This is a genomic window from Vibrio sp. 10N.286.52.F8 (genome assembly GCF_041468745.1).
GTDB lineage: Bacteria > Pseudomonadota > Gammaproteobacteria > Enterobacterales > Vibrionaceae > Vibrio > Vibrio crassostreae_C.
Genome location: NZ_JBFRJF010000031.1, coordinates 64444 through 81672, shown reverse-complemented (window position 1 = coordinate 81672; position 17229 = coordinate 64444). Strand labels below are relative to the sequence as shown.

At 44.7% G+C, this 17229-nt stretch carries 18 protein-coding genes and 1 pseudogene; 5 read left to right on the top strand and 14 right to left on the bottom strand.

Annotation, left to right across the window (positions count from 1 at the left end; all coding sequences use genetic code 11):
* Positions 1-89: 89 nt before the first annotated feature.
* From AB4133_RS15370 to AB4133_RS15360, 3 genes and pseudogenes are all read right to left on the bottom strand, one after another.
* Complete coding sequence (locus AB4133_RS15370) at positions 90-593, bottom strand: acyl-CoA thioesterase (RefSeq protein WP_017064263.1); 504 nt, start codon at positions 591-593, stop codon at positions 90-92.
* A gap of 408 nt (positions 594-1001) precedes the next feature.
* Positions 1002-1256, bottom strand: a pseudogene (locus AB4133_RS15365) (peptide ABC transporter substrate-binding protein); the annotation flags it as partial.
* Between the two features lie 48 nt (positions 1257-1304).
* A complete protein-coding gene (locus AB4133_RS15360; protein WP_372224967.1) occupies positions 1305-2198 on the bottom strand; it encodes a DMT family transporter in 894 nt (297 codons plus the stop codon).
* Positions 2199-2296: 98 nt separating this feature from the next.
* On the opposite strand from AB4133_RS15360, the gene AB4133_RS15355 reads away from it, so the two are divergent.
* Positions 2297-3085, top strand: a complete 789-nt coding sequence (locus tag AB4133_RS15355; RefSeq protein ID WP_029235520.1) for a helix-turn-helix domain-containing protein — start codon at positions 2297-2299, stop codon at positions 3083-3085.
* 100 nt (positions 3086-3185) lie between these two features.
* On the opposite strand, the gene AB4133_RS15350 is transcribed toward AB4133_RS15355, so the two are convergent.
* From AB4133_RS15350 to AB4133_RS15310, 9 genes are all read right to left on the bottom strand, one after another.
* On the bottom strand, positions 3186-3368 hold the full coding sequence (locus tag AB4133_RS15350; protein WP_017060054.1) for a hypothetical protein: 183 nt from the start codon (positions 3366-3368) through the stop codon (positions 3186-3188).
* Positions 3365-3574 carry a hypothetical protein gene (locus tag AB4133_RS15345; protein WP_048609786.1) on the bottom strand — a complete coding sequence of 70 codons (210 nt, stop codon included), beginning with the start codon at positions 3572-3574 and terminating at the stop codon, positions 3365-3367. The genes AB4133_RS15350 and AB4133_RS15345 overlap by 4 nt, the downstream gene beginning before the upstream one ends.
* Positions 3575-3778: 204 nt before the next feature.
* Positions 3779-4909, bottom strand: coding sequence for a lipocalin-like domain-containing protein (locus AB4133_RS15340; protein ID WP_372123918.1), 1131 nt, complete (start codon positions 4907-4909; stop codon positions 3779-3781).
* 11 nt (positions 4910-4920) lie between these two features.
* Positions 4921-7455: an ABC transporter permease gene (locus tag AB4133_RS15335; protein ID WP_372074512.1), complete on the bottom strand. Its 2535-nt coding sequence runs from the start codon at positions 7453-7455 to the stop codon at positions 4921-4923.
* 8 nt (positions 7456-7463) lie between these two features.
* Positions 7464-8162: an ABC transporter ATP-binding protein gene (locus AB4133_RS15330; protein WP_372224966.1), complete on the bottom strand. Its 699-nt coding sequence runs from the start codon at positions 8160-8162 to the stop codon at positions 7464-7466.
* Between the two features lie 534 nt (positions 8163-8696).
* Positions 8697-9548 (bottom strand): hypothetical protein, encoded by an 852-nt coding sequence (locus tag AB4133_RS15325; RefSeq protein ID WP_372224965.1) that lies wholly within the window; start codon positions 9546-9548, stop codon positions 8697-8699.
* Between the two features lie 6 nt (positions 9549-9554).
* On the bottom strand, positions 9555-9896 hold the full coding sequence (locus tag AB4133_RS15320; RefSeq protein WP_372224963.1) for a cytochrome c: 342 nt from the start codon (positions 9894-9896) through the stop codon (positions 9555-9557).
* 91 nt (positions 9897-9987) lie between these two features.
* On the bottom strand, positions 9988-10704 hold the full coding sequence (locus tag AB4133_RS15315) for a hydrolase (RefSeq protein WP_372224962.1): 717 nt from the start codon (positions 10702-10704) through the stop codon (positions 9988-9990).
* Positions 10705-10886: 182 nt separating this feature from the next.
* Positions 10887-11783 carry a LysR substrate-binding domain-containing protein gene (locus AB4133_RS15310; RefSeq protein ID WP_372224960.1) on the bottom strand — a complete coding sequence of 299 codons (897 nt, stop codon included), beginning with the start codon at positions 11781-11783 and terminating at the stop codon, positions 10887-10889.
* A gap of 157 nt (positions 11784-11940) precedes the next feature.
* On the opposite strand from AB4133_RS15310, the gene AB4133_RS15305 reads away from it, so the two are divergent.
* From AB4133_RS15305 to AB4133_RS15290, 4 genes are all read left to right on the top strand, one after another.
* Complete coding sequence (locus AB4133_RS15305) at positions 11941-12384, top strand: DoxX family protein (RefSeq protein ID WP_372224958.1); 444 nt, start codon at positions 11941-11943, stop codon at positions 12382-12384.
* A 26-nt stretch (positions 12385-12410) separates the two neighbouring features.
* Entirely contained in the window at positions 12411-13106 is a 696-nt protein-coding gene (locus AB4133_RS15300) for a pirin family protein (RefSeq protein ID WP_372224956.1), read from the top strand.
* A gap of 139 nt (positions 13107-13245) precedes the next feature.
* Complete coding sequence (locus AB4133_RS15295) at positions 13246-13824, top strand: FMN-dependent NADH-azoreductase (protein WP_372224954.1); 579 nt, start codon at positions 13246-13248, stop codon at positions 13822-13824.
* Positions 13825-14097: 273 nt separating this feature from the next.
* Entirely contained in the window at positions 14098-14655 is a 558-nt protein-coding gene (locus AB4133_RS15290; RefSeq protein ID WP_372224953.1) for an RICIN domain-containing protein, read from the top strand.
* Between the two features lie 440 nt (positions 14656-15095).
* On the opposite strand, the gene AB4133_RS15285 is transcribed toward AB4133_RS15290, so the two are convergent.
* Positions 15096-16826 (bottom strand): bifunctional UDP-sugar hydrolase/5'-nucleotidase, encoded by a 1731-nt coding sequence (locus AB4133_RS15285; RefSeq protein ID WP_372224973.1) that lies wholly within the window; start codon positions 16824-16826, stop codon positions 15096-15098.
* Positions 16827-17000 carry a hypothetical protein gene (locus AB4133_RS15280; RefSeq protein WP_372224951.1) on the bottom strand — a complete coding sequence of 58 codons (174 nt, stop codon included), beginning with the start codon at positions 16998-17000 and terminating at the stop codon, positions 16827-16829. It abuts the gene before it with no gap.
* Positions 17001-17229: the final 229 nt, after the last annotated feature.

The following is a 17229-nucleotide window of genomic DNA, read 5'->3' as shown; positions in this document are numbered from 1 at the left end:
GTAGAGCACGAAGGTATCAAATAGATCAATGCCAAGCAGGCGCTTGGCATTGTAATAAGGTTTTGTAGGGGGAGGGCAGCTGGTGGACCTTACTTAAGGTACTTCACGTGAGCTTCCATCTCTTCACCAATCTGTTTTCGCATGTTCATTAGGCGAATAGCCGAATCTCGTAATTCGATGTCTTCTGGCGTCTCTGGTATCCACTCTGGCACTTTAGTCGGATTACCATTCTCATCGACAGCGACCATAATAACGATACAGTGAGTTGTTAGGCGGTTATTGAGCTCTTTAGGGTCGCTTGCTTGCACGTCGATAGCGATATGCATTGAAGATGAACCTGTGTAAATGACCTTTGCACTTACTTCCACAAGGTTGCCTACATGAATTGGGGCAACGAATCGAATTCCGCCTGCATAGGCTGTTATACAGTATTTACCGCTCCAACCTGCGGAACAAGCGTAGGCTGCTAAATCGATCCACTTCATTGCTGCACCACCATGAACTTTACCACCAAAGTTCACATCCCCGGGCTCAGCTAAAAAACGCAGAGTAACGTCTCGTTTACCATTTTGTCGGCTATTGCTACTGCTCATCTATCTTCCTTCATTATTATTTTGCTGCGTAACATGCTTGTTACTTGCTAGTAACAATATACTTAAGATGACATAAGTTAAAGCGGATAATCTCATGGTTAAGACTATTTTTTTCAAACAGATGATCAGTTGATGAATATTGGTGCTTAAAGGCGTATCAGGCGAATGGCAAACATGGATGAAGTGATATCAAGCAAGAGAATAGAAATACTGATTAAGTCACTAGATAGGTCGATTGCAAAAAAAAAACACCTAGCGTAATGCTAGGTGTTTCTAAGCCGTGTGGTACTCATGTCGGTACTTTTTTGTGTTAGCCAACTAACCGCTGTTGATTTGGTTTAGTTAAAGTGACTGTATCTCAGATACCACTAAAGTGGTAGTGATTATTGTTTTCTTATAAGCTCACTTTTACTGTTTTAAAAAGTATAGATCCTTCGCGTAGATATTTCCTTTCGGATTATTGTTTGGGAAGCCTTTTAGTGTATTTCGCACTAATCGTGTGTGATTGTAATGATATAAAGGTATAACTGCTGAAGAATAGTTGATTAACGACTCATCGTGCTGATATAAAGTAAAGCATTTAGACTAATCTTCCGTTTTACTCGCTTGCTGTAAGAGCTCATCATAGTATGGATTACAGTAGCTACTCTCATTTGCTGTGTGAAACGTGAGTTTGAATTTTCACCCTAATGTGAGCGTTGGGTAATGCGTTTAGCTTTGTTGAGGGAGAGGAGCCTCAAGCCTTGGTTTTCTTCTGATTTGAGCAAGGATGACACCTGAAATCACCATCACACCACCAATGATGTGGAACTGGTTAATCTCTTCGCCAAGCCATGTCGCGGCTAATACGATCGCTACAACCGGAAGCAAGTTCATGAACATCGCGCTTGAGTCAGCACCAATGGTGTCAATCGCTTTCACCCACATCCAAGGCGCTAAAATTGAAGCGGCAACCGCGGCGTAAGCTATCAATGGGAGCGCTTGTTGTGGTGGTAAAAGCTGTTTGCTGGTAAGCCAAAGTGGCGTAAGCATCGCGACAGCAAACAGACCCTGAATGTAAATCACCACCCAGCTACTGATTGGCATTTTCCAGCGTTTCAGTAGTACACAGTACGAAGCATAAACAAAGGCTGCAATTAGCATATAGCCATCGCCTTGAGTCAATTCTTGATGCATGAAGAATAACGGATCGCCTTTACCTAACATCAGGGCTAAGCCTGACAGCGACAATACACCACCCACAATACTCAAACTAGAAATCGACTTGTGCAGCAAAGGGACGCTTAAAAATACACTGATCAACGGGACTAAAGACGTGATCAATGCCATGTTAGAGGCGGTTGTGGTTAGGCCGGCGTAGTAACCTAGAGATTGATTCAACACCATGCCTAAAAAGCCGAGGAACGCTAATTTCGATAAGTTTGCCTTAATGACAGCCCACTGTTTCATCACTGGGCGAATACAGAAAGGCGTGAGAATTAACATCGCAAAAAACCAGCGGTAAAAACTCATTGCGCTAGGTTCTATGGTGCTTGCAGCAAGCTTGTTGACGATTGCATTGGCGCCCCAGATACAGACTGTAAAAAATGGTAATAGGTAATGCATGTGAATTCCGTGGCGAATGAGTTGGTGCGGCTAGTTTGACAGGTCGTTATACTTACAAGTATCTTTAGAAAGACATTAAGCGCGATAGGAAGACAAGTTTGAAAAAACACTCCAGAAACCTTCATCCATCCTTATTAATTGATAAGGCACCATCCAACGTATTTATGAATTTTGAAGCGTTTCTTTCGAACACTGAAACCCGAGTTCATAGCCACTCATGGGGACAGGTTCAATTGATCAGTGGTGGTATATTAGAGATGGAAGCGGAAAGCACTCGATTTCTAGCGCCACCACATCTAGCGATTTGGGTACCGGCCGGGGTGATGCATTGCAGTTATAACCGTAAGCCTTTGGACTACTGTTCACTAAATATCGCCCCAGAACTCACGCAACACCTGCCAGATAAAACCAGCCTTATAAAGATCACGCCGATTGTGTCTTCTATTATCGATGATTTTCGCGATCGTGGGATCAATGTTGCGGAAACCGAGCAAGACCAAAGGCTCGTTCAGGTACTGCTTGACCAACTTGCGCAGCGTGAGGTTGAACACCACTTCTTGCCTTCAACCGATAATAAGTATCTAGCGCCTATATTGGCTTCTGTTGAAGAGAACCCAACCGATGAAGTGACGCTGAAAGATTGGGCTGAACGTGTCCACACCACGGAAAGAACCCTTTCTCGCCACTGCCAGACCGAGCTTGGAATGAGCTTTACCGAGTGGCGACTGCGAGTGCGCTACCTATACTCAATGGACTTGTTGAGAAACGGCCAATCGGTTAAAGAGGTCGCTCTTACATTGGGTTATAACCAAGCAAGCCCATTTATCACCATGTTCAAACGTTACGCGAACCAAACGCCAGAGCAGTATAAGAACCGTTTGTTGTAGCTCGGTCTTGTTGCCAAAAGAACGGATGTTTGCGCTAGTTAGTACGTAGATAGACCACAAGTGAATAGATAGACCATAAGTGAATACGTGCAGTATGAGCTTATGGAATCGCCCCTAACAGCCCATATATTTCGCTCTGTTGTTCGGTGACATCCTCATAGTGTTGGTTCAATAGAGCACTGTTGCTGCCCACTTTGAACAGTATGTACGTTTCTCCGTCGACCTCGAACCAATTGAAGGTTCCATGCTGGTTATACGTGGTCATTGTTTTGTTTATCTTCATGAGATATACATTAGCAGCGCAAGACATGCAGACGTACATAAGCCAAAGAAAGAAAAGAAAAACCACGAGCCTAATACTGTTTTTTCTTTTCCTACCTCTTCATTACTTTGCTGCCAACCAAGTTCACGAACCTGATCCTTGGTAAGGTTTAAGTCTAGTTTCTCGATGTATCTGTTGAGTTCGTCATTGTGCACTGAGCTAAGCATGTTCTATCTCCTCTAACCATTTGATTGGTATTTTAGGGGAGCCCAGTGTTTGGTTAAATTAGATATTTTTCAACAGGCGTTAAGGTAAATAGAACATATGGAATAACAAAAAACCTCCGTGGTGGAGGTTTTGGTTGAAAGTGTTTTAGTTGATGGTTATCGCGATGTATTTGTTGTTAGATTCCACCTGTATTAATACACAATCTAATACCCAGTCAACTCCATATAGCCAGACCCAGAATGAGAACCTTTGATTTCAATTGGCCCTTCCCAATAAGGAACCGACAGCGGCATTTTGGCATTTGGATTGAGTGCCGAGACGGTCAGTTCTATTTGCTGGCTTGGAATCGAAACTTGCCACTCTGTTGGGTAGTCACGCCCGTCGATTTTAGTTTGCTTGATGGCGGTTAAGCTGATGTCTTGCTGCTTAATCGCGATGCCGGAGCCATCTTGATTCATCAACCTCGCATGAGAATAGCTGGCTTTGCCTGTAGTTGAGTTTCGAAGTTGAAATACCACCAAGCTGGTTTCATCACTCAGCCTTAGCGCAAACCAATCCCAACCTTGTTGCGAGTCGAGTAAGAACTGCGAGCTCCACTCTCTGTCTATCCAACCTTTACCAGACACCTGATGTGTGACTCCATCAATGGTTACCTCGCCCGATACATCGATGAATGGTTGGCTGTAGTAATAAGAAGCCACTTTACCATCGCTACTTTTAGTGCTGTAGCCTTGTTCGCCTTGCTTTTGATAAGGCGCGTTGTTGGTTAACTTAAGCGAATATCCAAATTGATCCGAGTTGGCGACCAATGTAGCTGGGAACAGGTCATCGGTCGTCGACGTCCATTGCCAATCATCAAGATAGACACGAAACGGCGAATCGCTTACACCCGCCAGTTCAGCTTGGTCACGTGACCATTTTTCATCGGCATAGTGTTTGTCTTCGGTGGTGACGGCACTATGTGCCATGTAGATCTGCTGACTTTGCCACGCGGTTTGCTTAGGCTGCTTGGCTTGATTGTCGTTTTCTTGTCGGGCAGAGGCGAAGCGAAACTGTGTCCATTGCACGCCTAACGTATTGCCTTCTTCATCAATCAAGTTTGCGGTTAAATACCACCATTCATGACGAAAATCAGGGTGTGCTTGATGGTCGGCAGGGAAGGTGATGTCGATACCTTTTACTACCGGGGTGAATTGCTCAGTCTCTTTTTGTACTTCATTCTCGGTTTGTGTTCCAGTGCCGAGTATCGAACCCATATTTTGAGCTGCTGGTTGAGTGGACTCGTCGCACCCTAAAAGGAGCAAGATGCCAATTGTGAGAACGAAAATTCTCATTGTTCGATTCATCACAACACCTCGCTCTGTAAACTGGATACCACGGGTTTGCTGACCAAACGCCACAGTGGAATCAAGGTCGCGAACACAGCTACTAAAATGGTAATGGCTGCGATGCTGAGTGCATCACTCCAATTCCATACATAATTTAAACTCCAACCGAAGGCGCGCAGGGTAACGATGTCCGTCAACACATAACCGACCATAGCGCCGAGTGGTAAGGCGATAACCAGAGTGAAGGCGACCAGAACAACGATTTGCCCGACCATCATCGCCATCAATTTTTTCTGACTTACACCGAGCGCATACAGCCTTGCAATGGCGGCTTTGCGTGCATCGAGCAACATGAAACAGGCGCAGAACAACCCTATCACCGCCACCATTAAAGTGACGCCATTAAGCGCCCGAGTGATGGCAAAGGTTTGTGAGAAGATATCTAAAGCGATCGATTTGATCTGTGCTTGATCGTAAAGCTGACTTGGGTGCAGATTGAGTTGCTGGCGTAGCTGTTCGTACACCACTTGTGGGTCGCCAGAAACTTTGATTCCCAAGCTGGTGGGTAAGTCAGTAAATCCGCTTTTGATCCACAAATTAGGTGCAAGTAACACTTCGCCATTCGGTGAGCCGTAATCGTGGAAAATCGCCCCGACGATGAGTGTTTTGTCTTGGATCGCGTTGAGATTGAGTTGGCTTCCAAGGGACAAGCCGAGCTTCACTGCCGTAGGTTCGCTGATTGCCACTAACTCACCTTGGTAAAAGCGCGTCCAGAAATCATCAAGGTAGGATTGGAATACCATGGTTTGCTCAAGTGTGTCTTTGTCTTTGGTTCCGAGCAAAGTCGGTAAACCCTGCAAGTTATCGTCGACATAATATTGCTTATAAACGGTTTCAACATTTTCAAACTGCTCTAACGCACGTTCCACATTCGCGATTTCACCTTGGGCAGGGCTAACGTAAATATCAGCATGTAAGCGCTGTTCAAGCCATTGCTTTAAGGTGGATTCAAAGCTGCCGACTAAGGTATTCATTCCTACATTGGCGGTGACGGCGAGAAGCAACGCCATCATGGCAAGGGAGAGAGGGGAGATAAGTTCACGCAGTTCAGCAAACAGATATTGTATTAACCCCGATTGGGTGCGTTTTTCGCTCCAGTTCGCTAGCACGCTGAGTGTTTTGGGCAAATACAAAGGAATAGACACCACTAACACACCGAGCCATGCCATGGTGAAGCGATGATGTTCGCTCAGCCATAACCCTGCTAACGCGACAATGGTTAATACTGACCCGATAACAAACAGCTGATTTTCGTTAGACGCTTCCGGCGCTTGATAGAAACCACCATGGGAAGAGAGGGGTTGTCGTACCCGCTGTTTAAAGTGCTGCCAACACGCGACAAGCGTTGCGGCCAGCGTGAGTAGCAGTGCCTGCACTAACCATTGCCACTGCCATGTGCCGGGAAGCAGTGTTGCACCATAAAGTTGCTCAAGCGTTATCGCGACGGTTGGGTGTAGCCAATGGCTGAGTTGAATGCCGAGAATGAAACCAAGCGACGCGCCCATTGTGACTAAAAGAACCAGCTCGACTAGCAGAGCTGAAAATACGATGCTTGGCGCAATCCCAGCTTGTTGAATTTGCACCAACAGCCGATTACGTTTCAGCAAACTGTACTTCACGCCATTGTAAGCGATGAACAGGCCAACCAAAAACGCCAACAAACTCATGGCGGTGAGGTTGAGGTGAAAGCTATCGGTAATTGAACCGAGATCCGTGCTTTGGTTGTTGGAAATCCATTGCCCCTGTTTGCCGATAAGGCTTTGCCATTTATCCTGAGTATTGCTGTTCGTGTCGCTCTTAGTGTCAAAAATAGCGATGTAGCTCAGTTGCCCTTGCTTGTTAAGCAGTTGCTGAGCGAACCCAATATCCATCAACATTCGGCTACCGAGCTGCCATTCATCTGGCAATACCACGACTTTGGTGAGCACTTCATCCAAAGTGAGTGTGTCTACTTCGTCCAAACTCTGGTGCTGAGATTGGCTCATCATCACAATGGGTTCACCCGCTAAGAGTTGCGGCAAAGGTAAGGCATTGTCGAACAGGGAAATGTTTGGTTCTTTGGTTTGAGTGTTGCTTTGTTCGTCGACGCGAGCGTGACGAGATCTTGAAGTGAGGGCGGCGATCAACTCACTGCCTTGAACTGACCAACGTCGACCTTGCTCGTCTCTTACTCGCCCTTCTATAACAGGTAGTGCTGCGCTTAATCCGCTTTGTCTTAAGCTGAAGTAGAGCGATTCCGACAAATAGTTTTGCCCTGCTGGTGGAATGATAAGGTTCTGCGCTTGGGCGCTAAGTTGCTCGGTCGATTCTGCATAACTGCGCTTGGCATTGAGGTTGATGGCTTGCACTGCGACAAACAAGGTGACCGCTAACACAATGCCTATCAGAATCGCTGCGGCTTGCAATGGTGATTGACGATAGTGTGCCGCGAATAGGTTCAGAGTCAGTTTGGTATGGGTGAGCTGGTTCTGAACGAAGCCAGTTTGCTTCATTGGATTACTCACAAAGTTGCTGCTCTTGGGGTTAGATCCGCGTTCCTTAAACAACCATCATCTAACACCAATTTTGTCTGCATAAAGCTGGCACATTCTGGGCTGTGCGTAACCAAAAGCACGGCAGTGTTGCCTTGTGTAGTGATTTCACTCAGCAGCTTCATTACCTCAATGCCTGCTTTGTGGTCGAGGTTGCCTGTGGGTTCATCGGCAAGCAGTAGTTTGGGTTTATGGGCAAGCGCACGCGCTATTGCCACCCGTTGTTGCTGACCGCCAGAGAGTGCGGATACGTGTCTTTCGAGTAGCTCACTGATGCCCAATGCATCAACTAAATAATCGCACCAGTCGCTCCATTTCTGTTGATTTAAATGAAGAGGGAAGGCGATGTTTTGTTTTACGTTGAGTGGGGTCAATAAGTTGAACTGTTGAAAGACAACGCCCAAATTTTGATGGCGGAATCGGCTCCACTGTGGATCTTTCCAATCTAATGAGTTCTCGCCATCGAGCCACAACTCACCACCAGATAGAGGTTCAAACCCCGCAATGATGTTCAGCAGAGTACTTTTCCCGCTACCACTCGCCCCTGTCAAAGCCACGCTTGCCCCTGTTGCCAAAGCGAAGTCGACATTTTCCAACACGCTATGAGTGTCTTTACCATCAACAAAGCTTTTGCTGGCATGTGTGAGTGTGACAATTGGGCTTTCCATTTCCTTTCCTTATAAACAAAACCTACCATCAAAAGGTGTCGTTACTTGTGGCAATTACTGAAGCGACAAGCTCTATAAAACTGTAGACAACAATTTGAAAAAGAAAGCGATTTATATCGAATAATTAATAACTTGTACTGCGAAAAGAGAGAAATAGATCAGTGTGAGGAGGAATACAGGTGTTTGTGGGAGCTTAGAGTCACCTCAGAGGCTTTTGGATTTTTCGTCAGATGGTTGGTGACCATGTTTAAGTGCAATAAATCATGGCTCAAATTATTAAACGTTTTATTTATGAAAGTGGTGAGGGTTGGTGCTGTTTTACTAGCTTGTTTCTGCCCCAAAACGAGTTAGAAACAGTACTCGTGAAGAATACGGGGTGGACCATTTTCATTTGATTCTCTCATGCACGACTGCAGCTTTTCATATCTTAGTATCGTTTCTTGTCTAAACTCAGCATTCCTAATTAGGGGCGAAGCTTATTTTGAACAGTATACCTCTCCAGAGCGGTTTGAACTGAGAATGAGCACTATCTTTCTATACGACATTCGTCTGCAATGCAGGCGGCGCAATCGTGGGGCAGACTACGTGTTCAGCTTTGAGGTGATACATCTCAATATCTGGATGACTAAAAAATCCCATTTCCCACGGGTTTTTAGTGATAAAGAGCTCTCTGACTTGCGCAAACACTTCGCTGTCCTTGGGGACATGATATACAGAACCTTGAATGATACTGTAATTCCACTCAATAGCATGTTCAAAAGTAAACGATGCCCTACCATCAATGGTAAAATAGCAGCGATTGTCTCTTTGTAACATCAGCCCCTTAAAAGTACTTGGGAAAGTAATGAAGAAAATATCGTCATCTACTGATGAAAGAAAAGCCATCACTGTAGTATGCGGCTGCTGACTTGCGTATGTCAGCAGTACACCGATTTTATTATCGTGCTCTTCTTCATCGATACGCGGAGCGTCAACTAATGGTGTCAGAGGCAATTGCTTTGTTTGACGAACATCTTTAGGAAACTGGTAATCGTCTGCCATATAGGTTTTGACAGCGGAAATACCATAAAACACCTGATACTCTAAGGCATCAAGCACCACTTCATTTTGGTTGATAACGGAACGAACATTCGCTTTGTATGAGAGACGATACACTGACAGCTCTGCATCGTACTCGGACACACCGGTACGATTATCTAGATGTAACGTCACTAATTGACCGTTGGTTAAGGCGTGGCCTTTCGGAAAGTTAAGTTTTAAGTGGGTTTCATCAGGGATCTCAACTCCGCAGATATACACGTCCATTTCGTCGGAACCTTGCTGATAGGTCCCTAGTACACCAAGTACTTGCTTACCTATTAAATCCTTAAGCGGCTGATTTTCCATGCTAACTCATTGCCCTGCTTGGCTCTTCTGTGAAGAAAAGTATAGCGCAAGAGCTTGAATCTCGTCATCACTTAATCCACGAGCATTAGGATACATTATCATTGCCATGCCGCCATTGCGATCGCCACTACGATACGCCTTCAACGCATATTCTAAGTAACCTTGTTTTTGTCCAGCCAAATTGGGATTGGATTCAACCGGTGAAATTCCAGTTAATCCATGGCACCCGGCACAGCTGTGAGCAAGGTCTACGCCTATTTGATAAACCGGATCTTGGGTTACCTCGGCAGAACTCAGTGCAGAAAATGTCAGAGCTATTATACCTGCCAAAAAAAATTTGCTTTTCATTGTATCGACCTCTAAAAAGGCGCGGAGTCTGACTCCGCGCAACAAATCAACGAATAGGAAATGAAAGGATTTTCAGTTTAGGTATAAAGGTTTATTTACCTTCTTGTGCACCCCACATGCTGTTTGCATAAATAAGACCCAGACCGTAACCACCAGCGTGCTCCTTAGCGATATTCACTACTGCCTCGTAAGTATCTGCGCGGGCCCAATCACGTTGCAGTTCGAGCATATATTGAACCCAAGTAATTGGTTTAGCACCGGCTTGAATCATACGCTGTACCGCCATATCGTGAGCTTCTTTACTCACACCGCCTGAAGCGTCCGTGACAAAGTACACTTCATAACCTTGCTCGATGGCTGACAGCACTGGCATCACACCACATACTTCAGTCCAAAGTGCGGCAATAACAATCTTGTTCTTTTTGAATTTTTTAACTTGGTCTACCACTCGCTGGTCTTCCCAAGTGTTCATTGTGGTGCGGTCGATCGGTTTTTGATCCGGGAAGACTGCTTGGACTTCAGGAAAAATTGGGCCGCTAAATGATTTTTCAGCCACAGTCGTCAAAATCGTCGGTACTTCAAAAGCTTTTGCAGTTTTTGCTAGTCCTTCAACGTTATTTCTAACATCTTCAACATCATGAGAGCGTGTAGCAAATGCCATTTGAGGTTGATGATCGATCAAAATAAGTGTGTGGTTATCGGCGCTAAGTAGACTGTTTGCAGGTTCCGCTGCTGCTTGTGCCACAGGTGCCGTAATAGCTGCTGATAGAGTCGCTAATGCGACTAGATTTTTAACGAACTTTTTCATGATTTTTCCTCACTAGGTTTTGTTTTTCCCTTGGCGTTTCCGCCTTTCGAAATACAATTTAAACGACACCTAAAATGGAAAAAATCAAAACAATTTGACTTATTAATTCAAATATTTTGAACTTATGATGATTTGTAGGTTTTTCACTCTAAAAATCATAATGTTAAATTTACTCATAGCCATTAGTTCAACCCCCAGTCCAATTGACATAATTTTTCTACGAACCAGTCAAATGCTCGACCTTGTTGTTCCTTATGCCACGCAATAAACAGGTCCTGATCGGGTCTTGGGATTTCACACCGCTTCTCAACTAGCTCTCCTCTTTCAATATAAGGAACCGCCATATGTTTAGGCAAAAAGCCGATTCCTAGCCCCTGCGCTTGAGCATTTAATTTGGTTTCCATCGAGTTTACCCGAATCACTCTTTTACTATTAAATAGCCCACTATCTCTTACCGGTAAGAGTTGAGACGTATCAGAAACGACAATAGCCGGATATGCACTGAGTGTTTTCGCTTCCAATATACCTTCATATTCTGCCAACGGATGTTCAGGGGATACGGCAAAGACAAAAGATAGCTCACCTATCCTATGAGTTTGAAACAGCCCTTTCGGTAATTCGCCCGTCGCACCTATCACTATATCTACTCGTCTTGAGTGCAAAGCGCCCCAACCTCCACCTAGCACTTCTACCCCCAAGCTAACATCCACTTTATGTTCAAGTGTATTGAAGTCTTCAATGAGGTCGAACAAGGGTTGAGGGGCAATCACGGTATCTCTGGCTATTCTTATTTCGTTCTCCCAGCCGCTTTCTAGTTGCTGCACCGAGTCGACAAGTCGATTAGCGGCAAGAAGAATTTCTCTGCCATGCTCTAACACCAATTGACCAGCAGGAGTAAGTTGTGCACGTTGCCGAGAGCGATCAAATAAAGCGACCCCCATGTCTTCTTCAAGCTTTTTTATTGTATAGGTTAAGGCTGAAGGCACTTTGTACAAAGATTCAGCCGCTGCGGCAAAACTGCCTTTTTTATCGATAGCATCTAATGCTCTCAAAGCGTCTATGGTTATGGCGTTATGCATGACTTCCTCTCATTCAAATATTTTGAATTTACCATTCAAAATGTTCCGATTTTCTCCTCAACATAACATACATAAACTTGTATTCAACGCTTGAGAGCTAATCTTTAAGGGCTCTCAAAATAAATGACAAAATATTGAAAATTATTGAGGAATAAACATGAAAGATCTCATCCAAAAAGTATCAAAATCTGAAGCTGGCTACGGAGCATTGGCATTACGTATCCCTGTAGGTTTTATTTTTATGGCCTACGGCGCGCAAAAACTGTTTGGTTGGTTTGGAGGCTATGGATTGGAAGGAACTGGTCAATGGATGGCTTCAATTGGCCTAGGTCCCGGTGTGCTAATGGCATTATTAGCAGGAAGTGCGGAGTTTTTCGGCGGTTTATTCATTCTACTCGGTTTGTTAACTCGCCCGGCGGCACTCTCTCTAGCAATGACCATGATTGTCGCGATTTTCGCTGTTCACTTTGAAAACGGTCTGTTCATGGCCAACAACGGGTATGCATTTGGTCTTGCATTATTAGCTGCAAGCGTATCGCTGGTATTCTCTGGCGCAGGCAAAGCGGCTTTAGATCAATTCGTAGCCAAAAAGTTAGCTTAATGAATCTAAATATAGGAGATAACATAATGATCAGTGTAAGACATTCTCATGAGCGTGGCCGCGCAAACTTCGGTTGGTTAGATAGCAAACATACCTTTTCGTTTGGTAACTATTATGACCCAAAACATATGGGTTTCTCAGCATTACGAGTCATCAACGATGACATTGTTGACCCGGGGGCCGGATTCGATACTCATGGTCATCGAGACATGGAAATCATCAGCTATGTTCTCGAAGGTTCAATAGAACATAGAGACAGCGAAGGTCACGTGCAAGTTCTTCCAGCTGGTGAATTCCAACTCATGTCAGCGGGAACTGGGATATACCACAGTGAATATAATGCATCGAAAAAAGACAATTTGCGATTTTTGCAAATCTGGATTCAGCCCAATACGTTCGGTAACAAGCCAGGATATGCACAAAAAGACTTTGGTAGGAATCCAGGTTTGACCACGATAGCAACGCCTACCGGAGAGGAGGGGACTCTACCTATCAAACAAGATGCTAAGCTCCACCAGTTGATACTAGAGCCGGGTACTGATTTAGACTTGGACATTGAGAGAGGGCGTAAAATCTACGTACATCAAATTGAAGGCACACTGTCTGTCGATGCGACTGAGCTCAACGCTGGCGATGGTGCCAAAATTGAGAATCAACAACGCATTAGCTTAGCTAACCAAGGAGAGATGAACGTTACCGCTTTGGTGTTTGATTTGCCCTAAATTCACTAATGTTTCCGAATTTATTGAACAAGACCCACATTTGTGTCCAGTTATCTGGGCATAAGAAGCAATTAAGATTGCTATTAACAAATCAGAGCAGGCAAACAGCCACGCAATTATTGAACAAAGGAACATGATTATGTCTAAGCTACTTGTACTCAAATCGAGCATTCTTGGTGAACACTCGCAATCAAACCAACTTATTGACGCCGCAATAGAAGGCCAATCAAATGCACTTGTGCGAGATCTTGCTGCTAACCCATTGCCTGTTCTAGATGCTCAAGCTATGACCGCTATTAATAGTGGTGATGACCTAGCTGATGAACTCAAAGAGATTCAATCATTATCAAACACATTGGTTGATGAGCTAAAATCGGCAGACATTATCTTAATTGGCGCACCAATGTACAACTTTATGGTCCCTACTCAGTTGAAAAACTGGTTTGACTTACTTGCGCGTGCAGGCGTGACTTTCTCATACACAGAGCAGGGTCCTAAGGGGCTTATCGAAGATAAAAAAGTTATTGTTGTCACTACTCGTGGCGGTATTCACATAGGTGGAGAAAATGATCACGTGACCGGCTACCTAAAAACAATGCTTAGCTTCTTTGGCATTAGCAAAGTGGAGTTTGTTTACGCTGAAGCGTTAAACCTAGGCGATGAGCCAGCTCAAGCTAGCCGCAACCAAGCGCGTGTAGAGCTTGCCGCTAAACTGTAATTCATCCCGCATGATCCAAGTTAAAAAAACACGCTAACTTCACCACTAGCGTGTTTTTTATGGTTAAAGCAGAAGACGGCCCTCACTCGGTGGGGATTATCTCGTGATGCATTAACCAGTGAATTGAGATGAACTTTGCTTAGCGTTAGTCATCGATTGCATCTAGATAGTTGACTTAAGTACACAATCTATGTCCAAGCTATCGGTGCTCTTGGCCAGTAAAAATGACCAGATACTTATTCTGGTTAGAATTAAGTAACGTGGATAAAGAACATGAAGATAGTACCCACAGCAACCCTTTTTCTGAGTGGCTTAGTTGCCTCTGTATCAGCACAAGCCAGCACCTACATACAACTGGTCGATAAACTAGACCGCCCTGTCGACGGATACTGCTTAGATGTTGTCGGTAATGGCCGCTATGTGCGTTTTGATATGCCGTTAACCGCCCATAACTGTAAAGGACCGCAGCCCTACGATGATGAAATTGTTGAACTAGCAGAAGACGGTTCGCTGTTCTTTGGTCGCTATCAAGGCTGCGTAACCGTAATGGGTAACAATCAAACTGCTCTCGCTGGTAACGCACTTATGTTAAAGGCCTGCGGTATTGAGGAGCCCTTTCTAAATGGCCCCGTTTTCCAGAAGTTCTTTTTTAACTCAAACCAGCAACTGCAGTTAAAAAACAGCCAACTGTGTATTGTGGCCGGAGCGGAATCTCATACCACTAGCTCGCTGACTCATCGGTGGCGCAGCTTGTACATGGATTATTGTGAAACGACTAAGCCAAAATTATCCCAATGGCATGTAATTCCCGCTGGCGTCAAACAACCATAATGGCACAGCTATTCACTTTGACTAAATAACTGACTAAAATTAAGTCGATCTCACTTTCGACAATCGCGGTAAAACAAAATGGACGTTCTCAGCTCGGACAAAGCCTGTAGATAGGTCAGTTTTATTGAGTTGCTGGCACTGGCATAAACTAGAGGGAATGAGTTTATTGCGCGTACTAACAACCACTGTGATACATGCACGCTGACTATGCAACAGGTCCAAATGAACACCTAAATGTTGGCAGTATCGGAAATAATCCGAAAAGTGATATTAATTCAAAGAGCGTAACTCACTTTTGTCCAATTATGAGTTAGCCTTTGTGGCTCATTCACCAATATTAACCGTTTTACTCAGTACAGATGTGGTGTTGGAAGATGGGAACGACAACGACCTAACCACGCTCTAAGCGTCGTTAAGTCGCTATTAGTTGAGGTCAGGGATTAATTGAGCGCTTCAATCAGAGTGATTTCGCGTTTGATCTGTTTGCTCTCTTGCTCAGTCGCCTGCGCCAGTTTCTTTTCGCGTGTGGTTATGGCTGTTTGTTTGGCTTCGTCAGATTTGAACATCAGTTCTTTTACGTTGATAGAAGCGATGTTTGTGTAGCGGCCATCGTCACTGGTCGGGATTGATATGGTTTCATCATTAATCAATGACTTCACTATCTCTCGTTGTTCATTGTAACGGCTCTCTAAACCAGAAAGTGCCCATCGCTGCTGAGTTTTACCCTCATACTGGCCGTTCTTTTCTTCTTTAAGATACTTGATAGTCATGTTACGAATCGTGCCTGCTTCTTCTCCATACTCTGCTTCCGTATCAAAGAGTACAGGGAACGATTCGCCTTCTAGCACGCCGCCTTTCTTGGTTAGATGACCCATTCGATAGCTATTCATACCAATACGGATTTCTGTTTGATCTGTAACCGGAGTGCCATCTGCAAACGCGAGGTTGGTAATGCGGGTACCTGCAGGCTGAGTAAGGTCGATGGTATAAGCCACGCCCGCGAAGAAGTCATTGGTCGAGTATTTTGATGCTCTGCGTTCAGGGTTAAAGCTGTAGGTTACATCGCCAGGTTGTACTGAGTTGAAGTAGCCTGCAGACCATTCCATGTAGGTTCTTAACTCTTTGCCTGTCATCTGGTAGACAGTTATTTCGCCACCTGCGTATTGGTAGTTGTACGCGATGTCTTTGGCTTTGATTGGGCCAACATCGAGCTTGGCATTGTCGTTGTCTATTTGAAGTGCGATGACATTGGCTTTAGGTGCATAGAAGAAGCTCGCTTCTTGGAATAGCGCACTGATGCCTGTGTCTTGAACATGGACTTGAGGGATACCGCGGATTTCGTTTTCTGGGACTAAATCAACGCCGGTAAGTTGAGCGACAGGTCTGTTCGCCATTTCTCGGAGTTGTTTGTGGTAAGGCTGGTATAACTCGTCCATATTCTCATCAGAGTCGATACCTTTAATTTTATAGGTGAAGCTGTCTTTGTTGACGAGAGTGAATGTGCCATCGCGCTCTTCAAATTGAAGATCGATACGAGATAGGGCGCGGCCATATCTGTCGGGTTCAGTAATAATAACGCCATTTACAACGGCTTTATCGATGCGAGTGTGCATGTGGCCAGCGACGATGGCATCAAGCTCTGGGTTTGCATTGGCAATGTCGGTGACACCGGTGTCGGCAATGTCATTCTCGTTCTCAATTCCCATATGGGCAACCAATATGATGGCATCCACTTTATCATCAATCTCTTTGACGATTTTCTTCACTTCCAAGGTTGGATTAGTGAAAGTGACGCCTTCTAAACGGTTGGTACCTTGCGCAAAGACCTCCGTCATTGGGGTATCCATTCCGATCACGCCGATCTTAATGCCACCGCGTTCTAGGATGGTGTAACCAGGCAGGAATGGGTTTCCGTTTTTGTTCTTGATGTTGCCACCGAGAGACTGCCCTTTAAATTGGGTAACGGCCCTGTTGAGGGTTTTGAGGCCAAAGTCGAATTCGTGGTTACCTAAAACCCACACATCGTATTTCATGTGATTAAAGCCAAGCATCATTGGATCAACGGGCTCGTCTTTGAAGGTTTCTACGAAGTTGCCTTGGATGGTATCGCCAGCGTCGACAAGGATAATGTTAGATTGCTCTTTGCGGATCTCACCAACTTTGGTCGCGATTTAGCTCAAGCTACCACGAGTGTTGAGTTTATCTGCCGCGTAATCCCACGCCATAAAATGACCGTGGATATCTGAAGTACCCAGTATCGTGACATCGTGTATATCGCCATCAGCTGCAAAGGTGGGAAAGGCTAGAGAGAGTAGGATGGCGCTTGATAGTATGTGTCTTTTCATAAGTATGTTCACATCGTGGTTTTAAGTATGACGCTACCATATAGAATCGAGGTTATCTTATGGGTGATCAGTATCATATTTCTAATGATATAACTAATTGATGTTTCAAATAAATGTGATTCATGACCATCTCGTAACCACTTAAGTTATGGAGAAATGCACCACAACTCTTCGCTATCTTTTCAATCTTCGATTTCTTTAATCAAACTTCCTAAGCGATGGTGTATTA